The organism is Streptomyces sp. NPDC056161, from assembly GCF_042268025.1.
In the GTDB taxonomy this organism is placed as follows: Bacteria; Actinomycetota; Actinomycetes; order Streptomycetales; family Streptomycetaceae; genus Streptomyces.
In genome coordinates this window covers 65,535-83,558 of the sequence record NZ_JBHJUV010000006.1, presented here as the reverse complement: position 1 = coordinate 83,558, position 18,024 = coordinate 65,535, and the positions used below count along the sequence as shown (strand labels likewise).

Annotated in this window: 16 protein-coding genes, 1 tRNA gene and 1 pseudogene; 10 read left to right on the top strand and 8 right to left on the bottom strand. The window is 69.8% G+C overall.

Going from position 1 to position 18,024, the window contains the following annotated elements; translation table 11 throughout:
* The first annotated feature begins 84 nt into the window (after positions 1-84).
* The 3 genes and pseudogenes from ACFC09_RS07835 to ACFC09_RS07825 form a co-directional block, all read left to right on the top strand.
* Entirely contained in the window at positions 85-915 is an 831-nt protein-coding gene (locus tag ACFC09_RS07835) for a hypothetical protein (RefSeq protein WP_376524834.1), read from the top strand.
* Positions 912-1,286 (top strand): transcriptional regulator, encoded by a 375-nt coding sequence (locus tag ACFC09_RS07830; RefSeq protein WP_376524832.1) that lies wholly within the window; start codon positions 912-914, stop codon positions 1,284-1,286. Before ACFC09_RS07835 ends, ACFC09_RS07830 begins: the two co-directional genes overlap by 4 nt.
* A 395-nt stretch (positions 1,287-1,681) precedes the next feature.
* Positions 1,682-3,055 (top strand): annotated as a pseudogene (locus ACFC09_RS07825) (LacI family DNA-binding transcriptional regulator); the annotation flags it as partial.
* A 250-nt stretch (positions 3,056-3,305) separates the two neighbouring features.
* Here the strand turns inward: ACFC09_RS07825 and ACFC09_RS07820 are convergent.
* The 3 genes from ACFC09_RS07820 to ACFC09_RS07810 form a co-directional block, all read right to left on the bottom strand.
* Positions 3,306-3,379: transfer RNA gene (locus ACFC09_RS07820), tRNA-Pro, on the bottom strand.
* 33 nt (positions 3,380-3,412) lie between these two features.
* Positions 3,413-4,204: a Pr6Pr family membrane protein gene (locus tag ACFC09_RS07815; protein WP_376524830.1), complete on the bottom strand. Its 792-nt coding sequence runs from the start codon at positions 4,202-4,204 to the stop codon at positions 3,413-3,415.
* A 257-nt stretch (positions 4,205-4,461) separates the two neighbouring features.
* A complete protein-coding gene (locus ACFC09_RS07810) occupies positions 4,462-5,388 on the bottom strand; it encodes a metallophosphoesterase (RefSeq protein ID WP_376524828.1) in 927 nt (308 codons plus the stop codon).
* A 97-nt stretch (positions 5,389-5,485) separates the two neighbouring features.
* On the opposite strand from ACFC09_RS07810, the gene ACFC09_RS07805 reads away from it, so the two are divergent.
* On the top strand, positions 5,486-5,953 hold the full coding sequence (locus ACFC09_RS07805; RefSeq protein WP_376524827.1) for a GatB/YqeY domain-containing protein: 468 nt from the start codon (positions 5,486-5,488) through the stop codon (positions 5,951-5,953).
* A gap of 438 nt (positions 5,954-6,391) precedes the next feature.
* Here the strand turns inward: ACFC09_RS07805 and ACFC09_RS07800 are convergent, their stop codons facing one another.
* Positions 6,392-8,656, bottom strand: coding sequence for a transglycosylase domain-containing protein (locus tag ACFC09_RS07800; protein ID WP_376524825.1), 2,265 nt, complete (start codon positions 8,654-8,656; stop codon positions 6,392-6,394).
* Between the two features lie 440 nt (positions 8,657-9,096).
* Here ACFC09_RS07800 and wblA point away from each other — a divergent pair, with 440 nt between their 5' ends.
* Positions 9,097-9,435, top strand: coding sequence for a transcriptional regulator WblA (wblA, locus tag ACFC09_RS07795; protein ID WP_234540219.1), 339 nt, complete (start codon positions 9,097-9,099; stop codon positions 9,433-9,435).
* Between the two features lie 46 nt (positions 9,436-9,481).
* Here wblA and ACFC09_RS07790 read toward each other — a convergent pair whose 3' ends face one another.
* Positions 9,482-10,843, bottom strand: a complete 1,362-nt coding sequence (locus ACFC09_RS07790) for an ArsA family ATPase (RefSeq protein WP_376524823.1) — start codon at positions 10,841-10,843, stop codon at positions 9,482-9,484.
* On the bottom strand, positions 10,840-11,817 hold the full coding sequence (locus ACFC09_RS07785) for an ArsA family ATPase (RefSeq protein ID WP_376524821.1): 978 nt from the start codon (positions 11,815-11,817) through the stop codon (positions 10,840-10,842). Before ACFC09_RS07785 ends, ACFC09_RS07790 begins: the two co-directional genes overlap by 4 nt.
* A gap of 71 nt (positions 11,818-11,888) precedes the next feature.
* Here ACFC09_RS07785 and ACFC09_RS07780 point away from each other — a divergent pair, with 71 nt between their 5' ends.
* From ACFC09_RS07780 to ACFC09_RS07765, 4 genes are read left to right on the top strand one after another with little or no spacing between them, the layout of a single operon-like run.
* Complete coding sequence (locus ACFC09_RS07780; protein WP_376524819.1) at positions 11,889-12,044, top strand: DUF4177 domain-containing protein; 156 nt, start codon at positions 11,889-11,891, stop codon at positions 12,042-12,044.
* A complete protein-coding gene (locus ACFC09_RS07775) occupies positions 12,044-12,508 on the top strand; it encodes a RidA family protein (protein WP_376524817.1) in 465 nt (154 codons plus the stop codon). Before ACFC09_RS07780 ends, ACFC09_RS07775 begins: the two co-directional genes overlap by 1 nt.
* A gap of 55 nt (positions 12,509-12,563) precedes the next feature.
* Positions 12,564-13,442, top strand: coding sequence for an NUDIX hydrolase (locus ACFC09_RS07770; protein ID WP_376524815.1), 879 nt, complete (start codon positions 12,564-12,566; stop codon positions 13,440-13,442).
* Entirely contained in the window at positions 13,439-14,269 is an 831-nt protein-coding gene (locus tag ACFC09_RS07765) for an MBL fold metallo-hydrolase (RefSeq protein WP_376524814.1), read from the top strand. The genes ACFC09_RS07770 and ACFC09_RS07765 overlap by 4 nt, the downstream gene beginning before the upstream one ends.
* 170 nt (positions 14,270-14,439) lie before the next feature.
* On the opposite strand, the gene ACFC09_RS07760 is transcribed toward ACFC09_RS07765, so the two are convergent.
* Both ACFC09_RS07760 and ACFC09_RS07755 read right to left on the bottom strand, forming a co-directional pair.
* Entirely contained in the window at positions 14,440-15,189 is a 750-nt protein-coding gene (locus ACFC09_RS07760) for a nucleotidyltransferase domain-containing protein (protein WP_376525031.1), read from the bottom strand.
* Between the two features lie 330 nt (positions 15,190-15,519).
* Positions 15,520-16,194: a Crp/Fnr family transcriptional regulator gene (locus ACFC09_RS07755; protein ID WP_030734182.1), complete on the bottom strand. Its 675-nt coding sequence runs from the start codon at positions 16,192-16,194 to the stop codon at positions 15,520-15,522.
* A gap of 344 nt (positions 16,195-16,538) precedes the next feature.
* On the opposite strand from ACFC09_RS07755, the gene nth reads away from it, so the two are divergent.
* Positions 16,539-17,693 (top strand): endonuclease III, encoded by a 1,155-nt coding sequence (gene nth, locus ACFC09_RS07750; RefSeq protein WP_376524812.1) that lies wholly within the window; start codon positions 16,539-16,541, stop codon positions 17,691-17,693.
* The last annotated feature ends 331 nt before the right edge of the window (positions 17,694-18,024 follow it).

The following is an 18,024-nucleotide window of genomic DNA, read 5'->3' as shown; positions in this document are numbered from 1 at the left end:
TGTGATGCAAAGCAAGTCGGGCGGGCGGCGGGATCGGAGGTCCGCCCACCGGCGTCGGCGCAGCGCGACCGCAAGGGGGACATCGTGGTGACACCGCCATTCAGCAGCGCGGGATTCGAACCGAGGGCGCAGGCGGCCGGCCTGCTGGCGGCAACAGAAGACCTCCGGGCCAGGACTCGCGCGCAGATGAACGGCTCGCGGGTCTCCCTGCTCGGCTTCGGCCTTCTCACGCTGGCCGCCGCACCGGTTGCCCGATATGGCTTCAATTTCGGGGCCCACGGCCGCTACATCGGGTCCTATCCGGCCTTCGCCTACGCCGAACTGACTGGACTGTGCGTCGTCCATGAACCGGGAACCCCCTGTGTGAGGGGCGAGTTCGACGGCGCCGTGCTGCGGTTCACGGCCTGGGGCGTGTGGTTCGCGCTCCTCCCCCTGGCATGGTTCGTCTTCGCGCGCTCGTACCGGCTGCGCGGTGAGGCCCGGGGCATCGTCCCCCGCCGCGCCGTGTGGACCCGCACGACCGCCATAGCGACCGCAACGATCACGACAGCCCTGATGGCCTTGTTGTTCGGCGGCAACCAGCCATGGGAAGCCGTGCTGCTGGAGAACCGCTACGCCTCCCCGTGGTACCTCGTCGGCATCGGACTCCTCGCCCTCGGAATGTCCGAACGCAACTGGATCACCGCAGCAGCCGGCACCTTGCATGCCCTGCTGCTCACCGGCTATCTCGGGGCCTCTTGGGGCAGTGGCTTGCTCCCCTGGCAGCACCCCGCGCACCCCGGCTGGACCGACGGACCGCAGGCCAAGGCGCTGCTGCTCGCGGCCATCCTGCTCCTCGCGGGTATGGCCGAGTGGATGGCAGCCCGTCATCGAGCCACGCCCGGCGCCGCTGATGCGGGTACGGTTGCACCATGAGAGTCGAGGACTCGACCGCTGCGTGGGATGAACAAGAAGCACTCCATCCGACCCAGTCGCTGAACGACACCGTCCACCAGCGTGTACGACTCGGCATCCTCACCATCGCCCGAGAAGCCGATCGAGTCGAGTTCAGCTTCCTGAAGAAGCAACTGGCCGTCACTGACGGGAATCTCTCCCGGCACCTCAAGGTGCTGGAAGACTCGGATCTGATCACCATGGAGAAGGGCTATGCCGGTCGGCGGCCCCGAACGTGGATTGCTCTCACCCGCGCGGGCGCGCAGGCACTGGACGCCGAACTCCGTGCCCTTCGCGCACTCGTCCTTCGCCTGGAAACTCCCCGCCCCGCGCCCGGCCCACCCGAGACCTGATAAACGGTGGAGCGCGTCCGACCCCTCGGCCTACCTGGACCTTGGCGCCCTTGCCGGTCCCCTGCGCTCGCCCGCTCAACAGCGCTGCCTCCTGTCCCCCTGAGATGGCTTCACCGCAGGACGCAACACCGGCACCACCGGGCCCTTCGGCTGGGCGTAGCGTTTCCCGTACCTCCCGGATGCGGACCGGATGGAGGCGGAGCCCCTCGTGGTACGTGGCCGACCGGCCGCAATGGCGAAGGGCGCCCGGCGAGTCGGCAGTTTCTAGGGGTCGTTGCAACACGTGGTTGTGTTGATCAGGCCGCGAGCAGTTCATGCAGGCGGTCGGCTGGGGTTTCCCAGCCGAGCGTTTTGCGTGGGCGGCGGTTGAGCTGGTCGGCGACGGCGGCTAGGCGAAGGTCAGGGAGGGAAAGTGGCGGGACCCGAACGCCGGGAAGGTGACGTTCGGCGAGTACGTGAACCGCTGGTACGAGGCGCAGGAACTCGCGGCCTCCACGATGCGGAACTACAAGCGGCACATCGAGGAGCACCTTCTCCCGGCGTTCGAGGAGAAGTCGAGCGCGGACATCGATCGCGCGGACATCGCGAGCTGGGAGAAGAAGGAGCGTGAGCTTTCCTACGCCGCGTCGAGCATCAAGACGTGGCGAGGGACGCTCCATACGATCCTTTCCGATGCGGTCGAGGAAGGGCTCCGCGACGCGAACCCGGCGACGAAGCGCAGGGGACGCGGAAAGCGTGCGGGAAGGTCGCGCAACCGCGCTCCGGAGAAGGCGGTGACGGATGCCCGCGGCATCCTGCTCATCGCCGAGCGAGCCGCTCTCCTGGCGGGGCGCGACGACGAGTTCGTGGCGATGACCCTCAAGGGCTACACCGGCATGCGCTGGGGCGAGATCGTGGGCCTGGAGAAAGGGTTCGTGCGCGCGCAGACGATCCGGGTCGAGTGGCAGCTCTACGAACTCGATTCCGGGGAGTTGCACCGATGCCCACCCAAGGAGGACTCGTACCGGGACATCGACGTGATGCCGTGGCTGCTCGATCTGATCGCGGGGCACATCGCTCGCACCAAGCCTCAGCCGTGCCCCTGCCACGGGCTCACGTACGTTTTCCGCGGCCTTCGCGACTCCAACCACTCCGTGCGCCAGACCGGGCCGAAGCTCGTGGACGTGGCCCGTCTGGCAGGAGTGTCCACGGGCACCGTGTCCAACGTGCTCAACCGGCCGGAGGCGGTCACGGCAGAGACCCGGGTCAAGGTCGTCACTGCAATGTCGGACCTCGGTTATGTACGCAGCGGACCCGCCGACGCTCCGGCGCCGCACTGGAGGCGCAACGGGTTTGCCACGTGGCTGTTCCAACCTGCCGCCACGGGTTGGTATCCGAAGAAGGCGCCGCAGGAAGCGCGTCCGGTACCGGTGAGTGCAGGACCGTGGCCGGGGCTGCCTGTCCGCGGCCGGAACGCATCCGGACGGGCTGAGGCGTCCTGGCTCCCGATCGCCAAGGGCCTCACTCCGCACGGGCTCCGGCACACTCACAAGACCGTCATGGAGGACATGGGGACACCACCGAAGCTCATGGACGAGCGTCTCGGACACGAGGACAGCTCCGTACAGGCCCGGTACACGCACATCACGGCAGGCATGCGCCGGCGCCTCCTGGAGGGGCTCACCGAGCAGTGGGAGGAGGCGCTCGATGCGAGGCTGGCTCTGGACCCGCGTTCGGCAGTCGGTGCGCTCGACGAGATGCTGAGGGCGCGCGGAGTGCGCCAGCGGTAGGCACGAACAAGGGGCTGTCCTCCCGAGGACAGCCCCTTTTTTTCGTTGTGCGGCCGAGGCGGAGCCGAATCGGAGCGGATCCCGCGTGGGGGTCGCTCACTTGCCGGGGAGTGGTGACTCACTCCCGGTCCACTCCCCGGGGAGTGGGATTTCCATGATCCACTCCCCGCTCACTCCCCGATGGGCTTCGGAGACGAATCAGGCCCGGTTTCCTCAGAAGGAAACCGAGCCTGACCTGGTGTTACAGCTGTCGGGGTGGCGGGATTTGAACCCACGACCTCTTCGTCCCGAACGAAGCGCGCTGCCAAGCTGCGCTACACCCCGATGTCACTGCCTGTCGCGGTGACGTCGTTTACTTTAGCCCACTGGTGGCCGGAGACGAAATCCGATTCTGCCCTGGCGGCGGATCGGGTTCGGGCGGGTGTGGTCCAGGGCGACCAGCAGGACCGCCAGGGCGTAGACGCAGAGGCCGACGAGCAGGGCGTTGGCGAGGACGCCCCGGTAGCCGTGCTGGTCGACGTCCAGGAAGGAATAGAGGTAGCGGCCCGTGGTGCCGGGGGTGAGAAGTTCGGCTCGGCTCAGGTGGAAGGCCAGGTAGGCCAGGGGGTAGAGGAGCCAGGTGGCGGTCTGGCGGAGGTGCAGGCGGCCGGGTGCGGTGAGCAGGAGCCAGTCCAGGAGCGCGGCGGCCGGGGTCACGGTGTGGAGGAGTTGGAGGGCTGTCCACTGGCCGTGCCAGGCGGTGGGCGGTGTCGTCGCGTCCGTCATCGAGAACGGGGGCGTCGTGTGCCCGAGGAGCAGGTGGTAGACGAGGCCCGTGGTCAGGATGTACAGCAGCGCGGCGCCTGTGAGGGCTGACGGGAGGGGGTGGCGTGCCGCCCACGCTCGGTGCGCGGAGAGTGCCATGACCACGGCAAGGAAGGCGTTGCTCTGAACGCTGAAGTAGCTCAGGGTGCGGGCGGGGGAGCCGAGCAGCAGTTCCAGCGTGACGCCCGCGGTGGCCGCGAGGGCGACGAAGAGTCGGTATCGCGCCGCCAGCGGGCGGCGGACCGGGGCCACCACTGCCGTGGCCGGGACATGCGAGGGCATCAGTACGGGTGTGCCCGGGACCGCGGGCAGGTCCGGGATGTCCCTGGGTATGGGGGCCGTCATGCCCATTACGCTAAGCGGAATGGGTGAAATGGGCGATATGGGATGAGCTGGGCGGGTTATTTCTTGAGTGGGTTAATTCCAATGGGCTAGTTCCATTGGATTAGCCGCAGTGGCTTAGCTCCGGTGGCCTAGCACCGGTGGCTTGGCGCCGGTGGATTAAGTTCTGGTGGGGTGCCAGTTCCAGGGATTGGTTGCGAGGGGGTGGGTCTCGGTCGGTCGGTTGCTCGGGTGGGGCGTGTCGCCCGTCCGTGCGTTCGTTACTCCCGGCCGACCAAGGTCAGCAGCGTCGCCTCCGGCGGGCACGCGAACCGTACCGGCGTGTAGCGGTTGGTGCCGCAGCCCGCGGAGACGTGCAGATAGGCGGTACGGCCCTCCGCGGTGTGCGTGGACAGGCCCTTCACCCGGTCCGTGTCCAGGTCGCAGTTGGTGACCAGGGCGCCGTAGAAGGGGATGCAGAGCTGGCCGCCGTGCGTGTGGCCGGCCAGGACCAGGGGGTAGGCGTCCGCCGTGTACGCGTCCAGGACACGCAGGTACGGGGCGTGCACCACGCCCATCGAGAAGTCCGCGCCGCTCGACGGCCCGCCGGCCACGTGCGCGTAGCGGTCGCGTTTGATGTGCGGGTCGTCCAGGCCGGTCATCTCCACCGAGACGCCCTCGATCTTCAGCACGCCCCGGGTGTTCGTCAGGTTGAGCCAGCCCGCCGCGTCGAAGCCGTCCCGCAGTTCCTCCCACGGGTTGTGGATCGCGCCCACGACCGGCGGATTGCCGTTCAGACCGTGGCGGCCGCCGGCCTTCTCCAGCAAGTAGCGGGCGGGATTGCGGAGTTTGGGGCCGTAGTAGTCGTTGGAACCGAAGACGTACGCGCCCGGGAACTCCATCAGGGGGCCCAGCGCGTCCAGTGCCTCCGGGACGCCCTCCGGGTCGGACAGGTTGTCGCCCGTGTTGATCACGAAGTCGGGGCGCAGACCCGCCAGCGAGCGCAGCCAGCGCTGCTTCTTGCGCTGACCGCTCACCATGTGGATGTCGGAGACCTGGAGCACGCGCAGCGGCCGCATGCCCGGCGGCAGAACCGGGATCGTCACCCGTCGGAGTCGGAAGGAGCGGACCTCGAACGCCGCCGCGTAGGCCACACCGGCGGCGCCTGCCGCCATGATTCCCAGGGGTACTCCGTATAGCGCGCGCATATGACCATCGTGTCAGAACCCGGAGGTCCCCACAGACCGCGGGCGCCCCCGGAAATCGACGGGCGGCCGGGCTTGCGCACCTGCGACAATCGGATCCATGACCACCACGCTCAAGTCGAAGCTGCACGACGACCTCAACGCCGCGATCAAGAAGCGTGACGAGCTGCGCTCCTCGACGTTGCGGCTGACGCTCGCCGCGATCACCAAGGAGGAGGTCGCGGGCAAGGAGAAGCGTGAGCTGTCCGACGACGAGGTCCTGAAGGTGATCACCAAGGAGGCCAAGAAGCGCCGGGAGGCGGCCGAGGCTTTCGCGCAGGGTGGTCGGGCCGAGCAGGCCGAGCGGGAGAAGGCGGAGGGCGTGGTGCTCGCCGCGTACCTGCCCCAGCAGCTGTCCGACGAGGAGCTGAACGAGATCGTCGCCCAGGCCGTGGCGGAGGCGAAGGCCGCCGGTGCGGAGGGGCCGCGGGCCATGGGCGCCGTGATGAAGATCGTGAACCCGAAGGTGGCAGGTCAGGCCGAGGGCGGCCGGGTCGCCGCCGTGGTCAAGAAGCTGCTCCAGGGCTGAGCGGGGACCTTGTTTTCGCGGTGATCGCCGGGCCTCGCGGTGACCGGCCCGCCGGGTTCGGACGGGCCGTGGTCGGGATTCCCGATCCGACGGGACGGCCGGGGAGGACTCGGGCACCGGGAAGGGCTCGGGCCAGGGCTCGGGGCCTGGGATCCGGGCGTAGGGGGCTCCCGTGACCCGCTGGGTCTTCCGGAGCCGCTGGGTCCTCCGGCTCATCCACCGGCTCGACCCCCTCCTCAACCAGCCGCTCAACGGGCACCCGGGCAGCAAAACGGGGCCGCACCCTCTTCAGGGTGCGGCCCCGCCGCGTTGTCTCTCCAGGACCAGGATCAGCACCAGGACCAGGATCAGGACCAGGATCAGGACCGGCCGGGACCGGGACGGGAGCGCTCGCGCCTCCGCCCGCCGTGCCCCGCACTCAGCCGGGCTCAGCCGGGCTCAGCCCCGCGGGCGCCCGTTCCGCCCGCCGTTGCCCTGCCCCTGGATGAAGTTGCCGGGGAAGGAGAACGTGGGATTCGGGTTCGTGCCGCCGTTGTCGCCGCCGCCGGGGAGGCCGCCGTTGTCGCCGCCGCCGTTGTCCCCGCGGCCGTTTCCGTCGCCCCGGCCGTGGCCGTTCCCGTTGTTGTCGCCGTTGTCGTCCGGGATGTCGACCAGGTTGAAGTTCTGGACGGGCTTGCCTTGCAGGGCGCCGGTCATGGCGTCCTTCCAGATCGGGCCCGGGACCTCACCACCGTAGACCAGCGGGCGGTAGACGCCGCCGATGCTGATGTTCTTCATCTCGACGTTCTGCTGGGGGCTGCCGACCCAGACCGCGCCGGACAGGTTCGGGGTGTAGCCGACGAACCAGGCGTTCTTGCGCTCGTCCGTCGTACCCGTCTTGCCGGCGCTCTCGCGGTCCGTGAGGCCGGCCTCCTTGCCGGTACCGGAGTCGACCACGCCGCGCAGCAGGGTGTTGACCGTGTCGGCGGTCTTCTGGTTCATCGCGCGCGTGCAGGTCGATTTCGGTACGGGGAGCGACTTCTGCTCGTTGCCGATCTTCTGGCTGATCGACTCGATGGCGATCGGCGTGCAGTACGTGCCGTCGGAGGCGAAGGCGGCGTACGCGCTCGCCATGGTCAGCGGGGACAGGCCCACCGAGCCGAGGGCGATGGCGGGCTGCTCGGGCAGCTTGTCGCCGTTGCCCTGGACCACGTGCAGCGAGTCGGTCATGTTCACCACCGGGCACAGCCCGATGTCGGAGATCAGCTGGACGAAGTACGTGTTGACCGACTTGGCCATCGCGTCCTTCATCCGGAACGGGCCGACCTCGGACTTGTTCTCGTTCTCGACGGTCTCGCCCTTGGTGTTGACGTAGGGCTGGCTCTCGCACCGCTGCACCGGGCTCGGGTACTTCATCTTGTACGGCGACGAGTACTCCTGCGTGGCCGGCTTGCCGCCCTCGACCGCCGCCGCGGCCACGAACGGCTTGAAGGTCGAACCGGTCGGGAAGCCGTAGTTCGACCCGCCCATGTCGCGGTCGACCGAGTAGTTGTACTCGGTCTCGTTCTTCCCGTAGCCGTACGGCCTGGACTGGCCCATGCCGAGGATCTTGCCGGTGCCGGGTTGAACCAGGGTGGCGGCCGCGGCGACCTTGTCCGACTGGTTGACGTGGTCCTTGAGCGAGGTCTGGACCGACTCCTGGGCCTGCGGGTCGAGGGTCGTACGGATCGTCAGGCCGCCGCGGTTCCAGATCTTGGCGCGGTCCTCCTTGGTCTTGCCGAAGACCGGGTCGCTCAGGAAGACGTTCTCGACGTACTTGCAGAAGAAACTGGCGCCCTTGACCGCGGTGATGCAGCCGTTCTTCGGCTGGCTGACGTGCAGGCCGAGCGGGGCCTTCATCGCCTTGTCGGCCTCCTGCCGGGAGATGTCGCCGACCTCGGCCATCCGCTGGAGCACGGTGTTGCGCCGCTTGGTGGCCTCGGCCTCGTCGTTGACCGGGTCGTAGCGGCTCGGGGACTGCACGATGCCCGCGAGGAGCGCCGACTCCTGGAGGTTGAGGTCCTTGGCGTGCTTGGAGAAGTACCGCTCGGAGGCCGCCTCGACGCCGTACGCCTGCTCGCCGAAGAACGTGATGTTCAGGTAGTTCTCAAGGATCTTCTTCTTGCCCAGCTTCTCTTCGAGCTGAATGGCGTACTTCAGTTCCTTGATCTTGCGGCCCAGCGTCTGCTGCGTGGCCTGGGCGACCTTCGTCGGGTCGTCGCCGGCCTCCTCGATGAAGTAGTTCTTCACGAGTTGCTGGGTGAGGGTGGAGGCGCCCTGGGCGACCCCGCCGCTCTGCGCGTTCTTGTTCACGGCGCGCAGCACGCCCTTCAGGTCGATCGCGCCGTGCTGGTAGAAGCGGGAGTCCTCGATCGCGACGATCGCCTTCTGCATGTACGGCGAGATGTCCTTGATGTCCACCACCGTGCGGTCGCGGGAGTAGACCGTGGCGATCTGCTGACCCTGGTTGTCCAGGATCGTGGTCCGCTGACTGAGCTGGGGGCTCTTGAGATTGTCCGGGATCTCGTCGAATCCCTTGACCGAGCCCTTGGCCGCGAGGCCCAGCGCGCCTGCCGCGGGCAGCGCGATGCCGGCCATGACGGCTCCCGCGAGGACACTGACACCGAGGAACTTGGCGGCCTGCTGCGTTGGCGACAGACCACCGCCCGAGCGCTTCTTTGGCATGGGGGCAGCCTACGTTCTCATTCGCCGGACACGCGTACATGCCTTGGCCTAAGCTGCTCTCAACTGTCACAGCAGCGCGGTCACGTATCAATACGTCCGGCGACCCCGAATCGTTCCGGACCTTCTCGGCTTTGTTCGACGGGCTCCTCCGCCGGGTGTGTCGAGGCATGTTGAGGGCGTGTCCGAATCCGCCTCGTGTGTCACCTGGTGTCCGATGTGGCGCACCATAGCTGTCCCGTTTTGTCGGCGTGATCACCTATGTCGTCAGCTCACTCCCGCGGGTGATCTGCCGCTTACCCATAGTCCGTTCGGGCCATCCAAGATTGGGCCCGAAGGGGGTGTTGCGCTGTGTCCGCCTTCCGTAACGTCCTCAACTGGCGGCGGTGAATATGCCGCTGCCGCCGTGGGGGAGCCTCGATTCGGGAGAGGACGGCGCCGGTATGGGCTGGGTAACCGACTGGAGTGCGCAGGCTGCCTGCCGCACTACCGATCCGGATGAACTGTTCGTTCAGGGAGCAGCGCAGAACAGGGCCAAGGCGGTGTGCACCGGATGTCCGGTACGCACCGAATGCCTGGCGGATGCGCTGGACAATCGCGTGGAATTCGGGGTGTGGGGAGGCATGACGGAGCGCGAGCGCCGCGCGCTGCTGCGCAGGCGGCCCACCGTGACCTCGTGGCGTCGGCTCCTGGAGACCGCGCGTTCGGAGTACGAACGGGGGACCGGGATCGTGCCCCTCGACAGCGACGAGGTGTACGAGAACTACGCGGCGGTCGGCTGAGGGCGTTACGCCGCCGGGTCGCTCCGCACGCGCACCCGCCGCACGCTCACTCGTCGTCAGCGCGTGTTTCGGGCAGCTCCGGCCGCTTGGCCGCGAGCCGGTCGCCGATGTCCCGCAGCCCCACGAGGTCGTGCACGTCTCCGGGGAGCGCCGCCACTTCCACCACGGCCACCTCGGGATGGCGTGCGGCGAAGCGGTCACGCGTGCGCTGCTCGCGGGAGAGCAGTTGCATGCGGTCGGCGTGCAGTCTCAGCAGACCCGCGGTCAGCTGGTCGACGTCCGGTTCCGCGCCCGGGGAGCGGGGCTCGGACGCGGGGGCTGAGGGGGCAACGGGGGGAACAGCGGGGGGAACAGCGGGGGAATCTGAACTGCCGTACGTGTCGGGAGAGTTACGAAGTCCAGCTTTCCCGTCCCCCTGATCCACAATGCGGGGATCTTCAAGATTTTCCGCGGCGGCGAGCGCACGCTCGGCCGACAGCCGGTCGGCGCCGCTGCCGTGGACACGGTTGAGCACCAGACCGACCAGTGGCATGTTCTCGGCCGCCAGCCGCTCCACGAAGTACGCGGCCTCGCGCAGCGCGTCCCGCTCCGGGGCCGCCACCACCAGGAACGCCGTGCCGGGCGCCTGGAGCAGCTTGTACGTGGCGTCCGCACGCGTGCGGAATCCGCCAAAGGTGGTGTCCATCGCGGCCACGAACGTCTGTACGTCCTTGAGCAGCTGACCGCCCAGCAGCTTGCCCAGGGTGCCGGTCATCATCGACATGCCGACGTTGAGGAACTTCATCCCCGCCCGGCCGCCCAGTTTCGCCGGCGCCGTCAGCAGCCGGATCAGCCGCCCGTCCAGGAACGAACCCAGCCGCTTGGGCGCGTCCAGGAAGTCCAGCGCGGACCGGGACGGCGGGGTGTCGACGACGATGAGGTCCCACTCGTCCCTCGCCCGCAGCTGGCCCAGTTTCTCCATCGCCATGTACTCCTGCGTGCCCGCGAAGCCCGCCGAGAGCGACTGGTAGAAGGGGTTGGCCAGGATCGCGGCGGCCCGCTCGGGGTCCGCGTGCGCCTCGACGACCTCGTCGAAGGTGCGCTTCATGTCGAGCATCATGGCGTGCAGCTCGCCGGTGCCGTCCGTCCCCTTCACCCGGCGCGGCACGTTGTCCAGCGAGTCGATGCCCATCGACTGCGCCAGCCGCCGGGCCGGGTCGATGGTCAGGACGACCACCTTCCGGCCCCGCTCGGCGGCCCGCAGCCCCAAAGCCGCCGCGGTCGTGGTCTTGCCGACCCCGCCCGAGCCGCAGCACACCACGATCCGCGTCTCGGGGTCGTCGAGCAGCGGATCGACGTCGAGCACGCGCGTGGGGGAGAGCCGGTGACGGGCGGTGCCGTCCTGCGCGTGGGCCGGGTCCGGACTCATGACAACCCCTGATTCCGCAGCTCGGATGCGAGTTCGTACAGGCCCGCCAGGTCCATGCCCTCGGCGAGCAGCGGCAGTTCGTGCAGCGGCAGCCCCAGCTCGCCCAGGACCGCGCGCTGCTCCTGCTCCAGCGCGTACCGCTCGGCGTACTCGGCGGCCTGTCGCAGGAGCGGGTCCACCAGCCGCTCGGCGTTCCCGCCGCGCCGCGCCCCGCCCAGGCCGGCGGCCGACAGCGAACGGGCCACTGCGGTGTGCGGCACGGTCCGCACGAGATCGAGGGCGGTCGTGTCCAGCACCTCGGGCCGCACCATGTTCACGATGACCCGGCCGACCGGCAGCCGCGCCGCCCGCAGTTCGGCGATGCCGTCCGCGGTCTCCTGCACGGGCATCTCCTCCAGGAGCGTGACCAGGTGCACGGCGGTCTCCCGGGACTTCAGCACCCGCATCACGGCCTGCGCCTGGTTGTGTATCGGGCCGATCTTCGCCAGCCCGGCCACCTCGTCGTTGACGTTCAGGAAACGGGTGATGCGTCCGGTGGGCGGTGCGTCCATGACGACGTAGTCGTACGTGAACCGGCCGTGCCTGTCCTTGCGGCGCACCGCCTCGCACGCCTTTCCGGTCAGCAGGACGTCCCGCAGGCCGGGCGCGATGGTGGTGGCGAAGTCGATGGCGCCGAGCTTCTTCAGGGCACGGCCGGCCCCGCCCAGCTTGTAGAACATCTGGAGGTAGTCCAGAAGGGCCAGTTCGGGATCGATGGCCAAGGCGTACACCGTGCCGCCCCCGGGAGCGACGGCGATCTTTCGCTCCTCGTAGGGCAGCGCCTCCGTCTCGAACAGCTGCGCGATGCCCTGCCTGCCCTCCACCTCCACGAGAAGCGTCCGCTTTCCCTCGGTGGCGAGGGCAAGCGCGAGGGAGGCGGCGACCGTCGTCTTTCCGGTCCCGCCCTTGCCGCTGACGACCTGGAGCCTGCTCACGTCTTCGAGACTAACCAGTCCGCCCGACACCTACGCGGGAGGCTGTGGATAACAGCCGCTACAGTCGGCGCATGACGAAGTGGGAATACGCCACCGTGCCGCTGCTCGTACACGCGACCAAGCAGATCCTGGACACCTGGGGCCAGGACGGCTGGGAACTGGTCCAGGTCGTGCCCGGACCCAACCCCGAGCAGCTCGTTGCCTACCTGAAGCGGGAGAAGGCGTAATGGGCGCCGTCGAGGACCGGCTCGGCGAACTCGGTCTGACCCTGCCCGAGGTCGTACCGCCGCTGGCCGCCTACCAGCCGGCCGTGGTCTCCGGCCCGTACGTCTACACCGCCGGCCAGCTGCCGATGGTGGAGGGCAAGCTCCCGGTCACCGGCAAGGTGGGTGCCGAGGTCACCGCCGAGGAGGCCAAGGACCTGGCCCGCACCTGCGCGCTCAACGCCCTGGCGGCCGTCAAGTCCGTCACGGGCGACCTGGACCGCATCGCGCGCGTGGTGAAGGTCGTCGGCTTCGTCGCCTCGGCCGCGGACTTCACCGGGCAGCCCGGGGTCGTCAACGGCGCCAGCGAGCTGTTCGCCGCGGTCCTGGGCGACAAGGGCGTGCACGCCCGCAGCGCGGTCGGCGTCGCCGTGCTGCCGCTGGACGCACCCGTGGAGGTGGAGATCCAGGTCGAGCTGGTGCCCTGAGTCCCGGTCCCGGGGACCCCTCGAAGATTCGCCTGCGCCGGGATAGCCTCCGGCCATGGCGAATGGGCAGTGGTACCCACCGGAGTGGCCGGACCGCATCCGCGCGCTGGCCGACGGCACCCTCACGCCGGTGCGCCCCAAGCGCGCGGCCACGGTGCTGCTCCTGAAGGACACCGCGGCCGGTCCGGCCGTCCACATGCTGCGCAGACGCGCCTCCATGGCCTTCGCCGGAGGCGCGTACGCGTATCCCGGCGGCGGTGTGGACCCCCGCGACGACGACCTCCGGGTCCGCTGGGCGGGCCCCCCACGCGCGTGGTGGGCCGATCGGCTCGGCATCGACGAGGCGGGAGCCCAGGCGGTCGTCTGCGCGGCCGTCCGGGAGACGTACGAGGAGGCGGGCGTCCTGCTCGCCGGACCGACGCCCGACTCCGTGACCGGGGACACCACCGGCGCGGACTGGGAGGCGGACCGCGCCGCCCTGGCCGCCCACGAGCTGTCCTTCGCCGAGTTCCTGGACCGCCGCGGACTGGTGCTGCGCTCCGACCTGCTGGCCCCCTGGGCCCGCTGGATCACCCCGGAGTTCGAGGCCCGCCGCTACGACACCTGGTTCTTCGTGGCGGCCCTCCCACAGGGCCAGCGCACCCGTAACGCCTCCACGGAGGCCGACCGTACGGTGTGGACCGGGCCCGCCGAGGCCGCGGCCGGCTACGACCGGGGCGAGTTGCTGATGCTGCCGCCCACCATCGCGATCCTGCGGCAGCTGGCCCCGTACGCCACCGCGGCCGAGGCGTTCGCCGCCGCACCCGCGCGCGACATGACGCCCGTCCTGGCCCGTGCGCGGCTGGCCGACGACGAGATCGTGCTGGCCTGGCCGGGGCACGACGAGTTCACCAAGCACATTCCGACCGCCCCCGCCGGTGGAGGTCCCGCATGACCGACGCGGCAGCCCTGCCCGGCCGGCCCCGGGGCGGAGTCATATCGGGTCCCGCCACCGCGCGGGCCGTCAACGTGCTGGCACCCAACCCGTCCGCGATGACCCTGGACGGCACGAACACCTGGATCGTCGCGGAGCCCGACTCCGATCTGGCCGTGGTCATCGACCCCGGCCCACTGGACGACGGCCACCTCCGCGCGGTCGTCGACGCGGCCGAGCGGGCGGGCAGGCGCGTCGCGCTGACCCTGCTCACCCACGGCCACCCCGACCACGCGGAGGGCGCCGCCCGCTTCGCCGAACTGACCCGCACCGAGGTGCGCGCGCTGGACCCGGCGCTGCGGCTCGGCGACGAGGGGCTGGCCGCCGGGGACGTGATCACCACCGGCGGTCTGGAGCTGCGGGTCGTCCCCACCCCCGGCCACACCGCCGACTCGCTGTCCTTCCATCTCCCGGCCGACCGGGCGGTGCTCACCGGGGACACGATCCTCGGCCGCGGCACGACGGTCGTGGCGCACCCCGACGGCCGCCTCGGCGACTATCTGGACTCCCTGCGCCGGCTGCGGTCCCTGACGGTCGACGACGGCGTCCGGACCGTCCTGCCCGGCCACGGCCCGGTCCTGGAGGATGCCCAGGGTGCCGTCGAGTTCTATCTCGCCCACCGGGCCCACCGGCTCGCCCAGGTCGAGACCGCCGTCGAGGACGGCCACCGTACGCCCGCCGAGGTCGTCGCCCACGTCTACGCCGACGTGGACCGCGCCCTGTGGCCGGCGGCGGAACTGTCGGTCCGGGCGCAACTGGAGTACCTGCGCGAGCACGGGCTGGTCTGAGCACGGGCTGCTTTGAACGCGGGCTGCTTTGAGCGCGGTGCAGGGATCCGGGCGCGGGTTCTGTCCGGCTGGGGGCGGTGCGGGCGCCGGGGGCGGCTTCGGGGAGGTGTGCGTCTGCGGGCCGGGGCGGCTTCGGGGGGCGTGCGTCTGCGGGCCGGTGCCGGTTCGGGTCAGTGGGGTCTTGGGGTCTTCACGCCGTGCACGCGCGCGTACTCGTGCGCGAGCCACGGTCCGATGTCGTCGACGTACGCCCGCAGGACAACGGGGTCGCCGACCGGCTCGTAGCCGTACCCGGCCGCGGTCCGCAGGTGGGCCGCCCGCCGCGGGTAGTACGCGCCGAACGCCTCGGCCATCTCGTGCAGGTCGCTGGTCCAGCCGTTCCAGCGCGGCATGACGAGGGTGAAGGCGGTCCGGACGAGGTGCCGGGACATGAAGCGGACGAGGGGCCGCCGGGCCGCCTCCGTGTCGTCCACGGCGGCGATGCGCTCCCGCCAGCGGGGGAGGAGGAGGGCGAGGTCGCCGTTGGTCTCACGGGCCAGCAGGGAGTCGGGCCGGTAGCGGGGCAGACACCTGGCCAGATCCTCCCCGAGCAACGGGGTGCACAGGCAGGCCACGAACCAGCCCAGGTCGTGCCGCTCCGCGTCGCTCAGCAGCCGCTCCCGGCCGGACAACAGCGTGCCCACCCCGTCGATCTGGGGGAACTCGGCGTCCATCGCCGCGCCCAGCGTCCGGGCCGCGGCCCGGTCCCGGTCGTCCGGTTCAGCCGCCAGCGCCACCAGCAGATCGAGGTCGCTGCGCCCCACGTGCGCGGTGCCGCGGGGGATCGACCCGTAGAGGTACGCGCTGTGCAGCCGCACCCCGAACGCCTCCGGCAGCCGAGCACGCGCGGCGGCCACGACGGGGCGGAAGGCAGGCTGCACGCGCGCGAGGGAGCCTTCGCGCGCGATATGACCCTCGGAGTCGAGGCCCTTGCGCTGTACCGCCTCGGGGTCGAGGTTCTTGTGCTGTACGCCCCTGGGGTCCGCACCCGCGCGACGTACGTCCTCGGGGTCGGCACCGGTGCGACGTACGTCCTTGGGGTCGGCACCGGTGCGACGTACGTCCTTGGGGTCGGCACCGGTGCGACGTACGTCCTTGGGGTCGGCACCGGTGCGACGTACGTCCTTGGGGCCGAGGCCCTCGCGATGTGCGCCCTCGGCCGGTTCGGGCCCGGTTTCCATCGGGTCGGCAGCAGAGCGGAGCGAGTCGGATCAGCGTGAACGCTTCGCGAGCCGCTCGACGTCCAGCAGGATCACGGCGCGCGCCTCCAGGCGGAGCCAGCCGCGCTGGGCGAAGTCGGCGAGCGCCTTGTTCACGGTCTCCCGGGACGCGCCGACCAACTGGGCCAGCTCCTCCTGTGTGAGGTCGTGGACGACGTGGATGCCCTCCTCGGACTGCACGCCGAAGCGGCGGGAGAGGTCCAGCAGGGCGCGCGCCACACGGCCGGGTACGTCGGAGAAGACGAGGTCCGACATGGCGTCGTTGGTCTTGCGCAGCCGACGGGCGACGGCACGCAGCAGCGCGCCGGCCACCTCGGGACGTACGTTCAGCCAGGGCTGAAGGTCGCCGTGGCCGAGGCCGAGCAGCTTGACCTCGGTGAGTGCGGTCGCGGTCGCCGTACGCGGGCCCGGGTCGAACAGCGACAGTTCGCCGATCAGCTCGCCGGGACCGACGACTGCGAGCATGTTCTCGCGCCCGTCGGGGGAGGTGCGGTGCAGCTTGACCTTGCCCTCGGTGACCACGTAGAGCCGGTCGCCCGGGTCGCCCTCGTGGAAGAGGGAGTCACCGCGCGCCAGGGTCACCTCACTCATGGAGGCACGCAGCTCCGCGGCCTGCTCGTCGTCGAGAGCCGCGAAGAGCGGGTTGCGCCGCAGAACGTCGTCCACGAGTTCTCTCCTTGTCGACCTGCTCAGGGGATCTTGCTCCCCGGTGTACCAGGGGACCGTGCTTCCCATTTTGCCGGACGGTCCAAACAGTGTGATCTGTCACAAGGATGCCGCACGGGTGTACCGAGGTAAGCGGCAGGGCGCCGATCGTGGGCTGATCCTCGGGGTCCAGAGCAGATGTCGGTGCCGGGCTCTAGGCTGGCCGGGTGTCCAAATCGCCGGTGAGAGCACAGGCCATGGGGGCTGGGCGGGTGGACGTACGGTGCGATTCCGCTGTGGGCGAACAGGGGCCGAATGATGGTAGGGAAATGGTGAAAACGGGAGAAAAGGTACCTTCGGGGAAAGTGGCTGCGGCAGAGCAGGCGAAGGAAGCCGCGCCCTCGAAGAAGGCGGTGTCCGCCAAGAAGGCCGCCTCCGTGGAGGAGGCCGGTTCCGCGGAGAAGGTCCCTTCTGCGAAGGAAGTCGCTCCCGCGAAGAATGCGGCATCGGCGAAGAAGGCGGCTCCAGTGAAGAAGGCCGCCGCCAAGAAGGCCGCCAAGAAGTCACCCGTCAAGAAGCCGGCCGTGAAGGCGACCGCTGCGACGAAGGCGGCGACGAAGACGGCGACGAAGGCGGCGACGAAGAAGACCGCGGTGAAGAACGCGGCCGGCAAGAAGGTGGCCGGCAAGAAGGTGGCGGCAGGGAAGCCCGCCGCCGAGAACGCGCCCGTCGTGAAGCCGCCGAGGCACGAGTCGCCCACCGCGCTCGTCCGTCGGGCCCGCCGGATCAACCGCGAACTCGGCGAGGTGTACCCGTACGCCCACCCCGAGCTGGACTTCGAGAACCCCTTCCAGTTGCTGGTCGCCACGGTCCTGTCCGCGCAGACCACCGACCTCAGGGTCAACCAGACCACGCCCGCGCTTTTCGCCAAGTACCCCACGCCCGAGGACCTGGCCGTCGCCAACCCGGAGGAGGTCGAGGAGATCCTCCGGCCGTGCGGCTTCTTCCGGGCCAAGACCAGGTCGGTCATAGGGCTGTCCGCGGCGCTGACGGAGCAGTTCGGGGGCGAGGTCCCCGGCCGCCTGGAAGACCTCGTCAAGCTTCCCGGGGTCGGCCGCAAGACCGCCTTCGTGGTCCTCGGCAACGCCTTCGGGCAGCCCGGGATCACCGTGGACACCCACTTCCAGCGGCTGGTGCGGCGCTGGCAGTGGACTGAGGAGACCGACCCCGACAAGATCGAGGCGGCGGTCGGCGCGCTGTTCCCCAAGAGCGAGTGGACGGATCTGTCGCACCACGTCATCTGGCACGGCCGCCGCATCTGCCACGCCCGCAAGCCCGCCTGCGGCGCCTGCCCCATCGCCCCGCTCTGTCCGGCGTACGGCGAGGGTGAGACCGACCCGGACAAGGCGAAGAAGCTGCTGAAGTACGAGAAGGGCGGCTTCCCCGGCCAGCGGCTCAAGCCTCCGCAGTCCTACCTCGACGCGGGCGGCAAGCCGGCGCCTCCACTGGCGGCCGGATGAGGGTCGGTCAACCCCACCTTGACCGGCTGGAACGATCTCGGACCCGCGGGGCGTTGGATTCGGCAGAACGGGGGCGGCCATGACGCACACCAGCAAGAGGCAGACGACAGAGACGCAGGCGACAAAGGCCCAGGCGGCAAAGGCCCAGGCGACAAAGACGCAGGCCACGAAGACGCAGGCCACGAAGACGCCGACCGCAAAGACGGAGACGGCAGTGGCGCAGGCAGCGAAGACGCAGACGAAAAGGGCTAACGGGGCTAACGGGGCGAACAGTATCCGGACGGACGCGAACGGTACGAATGCGAATGGAACGATCACCAGCGAGGCGAAT

Coding starts and splice junctions, on each gene's coding strand:
- ACFC09_RS07815 (WP_376524830.1), bottom strand. CDS start 4,204: ATGACGGCCCCCATACCCAGGGACATCCCGGACCTGCCCGCGGTCCCG.
- wblA (WP_234540219.1), top strand. CDS start 9,097: ATGGGCTGGGTAACCGACTGGAGTGCGCAGGCTGCCTGCCGCACTACC.
- ACFC09_RS07765 (WP_376524814.1), top strand. CDS start 13,439: ATGACCGACGCGGCAGCCCTGCCCGGCCGGCCCCGGGGCGGAGTCATA.
- ACFC09_RS07775 (WP_376524817.1), top strand. CDS start 12,044: ATGGGCGCCGTCGAGGACCGGCTCGGCGAACTCGGTCTGACCCTGCCC.
- ACFC09_RS07830 (WP_376524832.1), top strand. CDS start 912: ATGAGAGTCGAGGACTCGACCGCTGCGTGGGATGAACAAGAAGCACTC.
- ACFC09_RS07780 (WP_376524819.1), top strand. CDS start 11,889: ATGACGAAGTGGGAATACGCCACCGTGCCGCTGCTCGTACACGCGACC.
- ACFC09_RS07790 (WP_376524823.1), bottom strand. CDS start 10,843: ATGAGTCCGGACCCGGCCCACGCGCAGGACGGCACCGCCCGTCACCGG.
- ACFC09_RS07810 (WP_376524828.1), bottom strand. CDS start 5,388: ATGCGCGCGCTATACGGAGTACCCCTGGGAATCATGGCGGCAGGCGCC.
- ACFC09_RS07805 (WP_376524827.1), top strand. CDS start 5,486: ATGACCACCACGCTCAAGTCGAAGCTGCACGACGACCTCAACGCCGCG.
- ACFC09_RS07800 (WP_376524825.1), bottom strand. CDS start 8,656: ATGCCAAAGAAGCGCTCGGGCGGTGGTCTGTCGCCAACGCAGCAGGCC.
- ACFC09_RS07770 (WP_376524815.1), top strand. CDS start 12,564: ATGGCGAATGGGCAGTGGTACCCACCGGAGTGGCCGGACCGCATCCGC.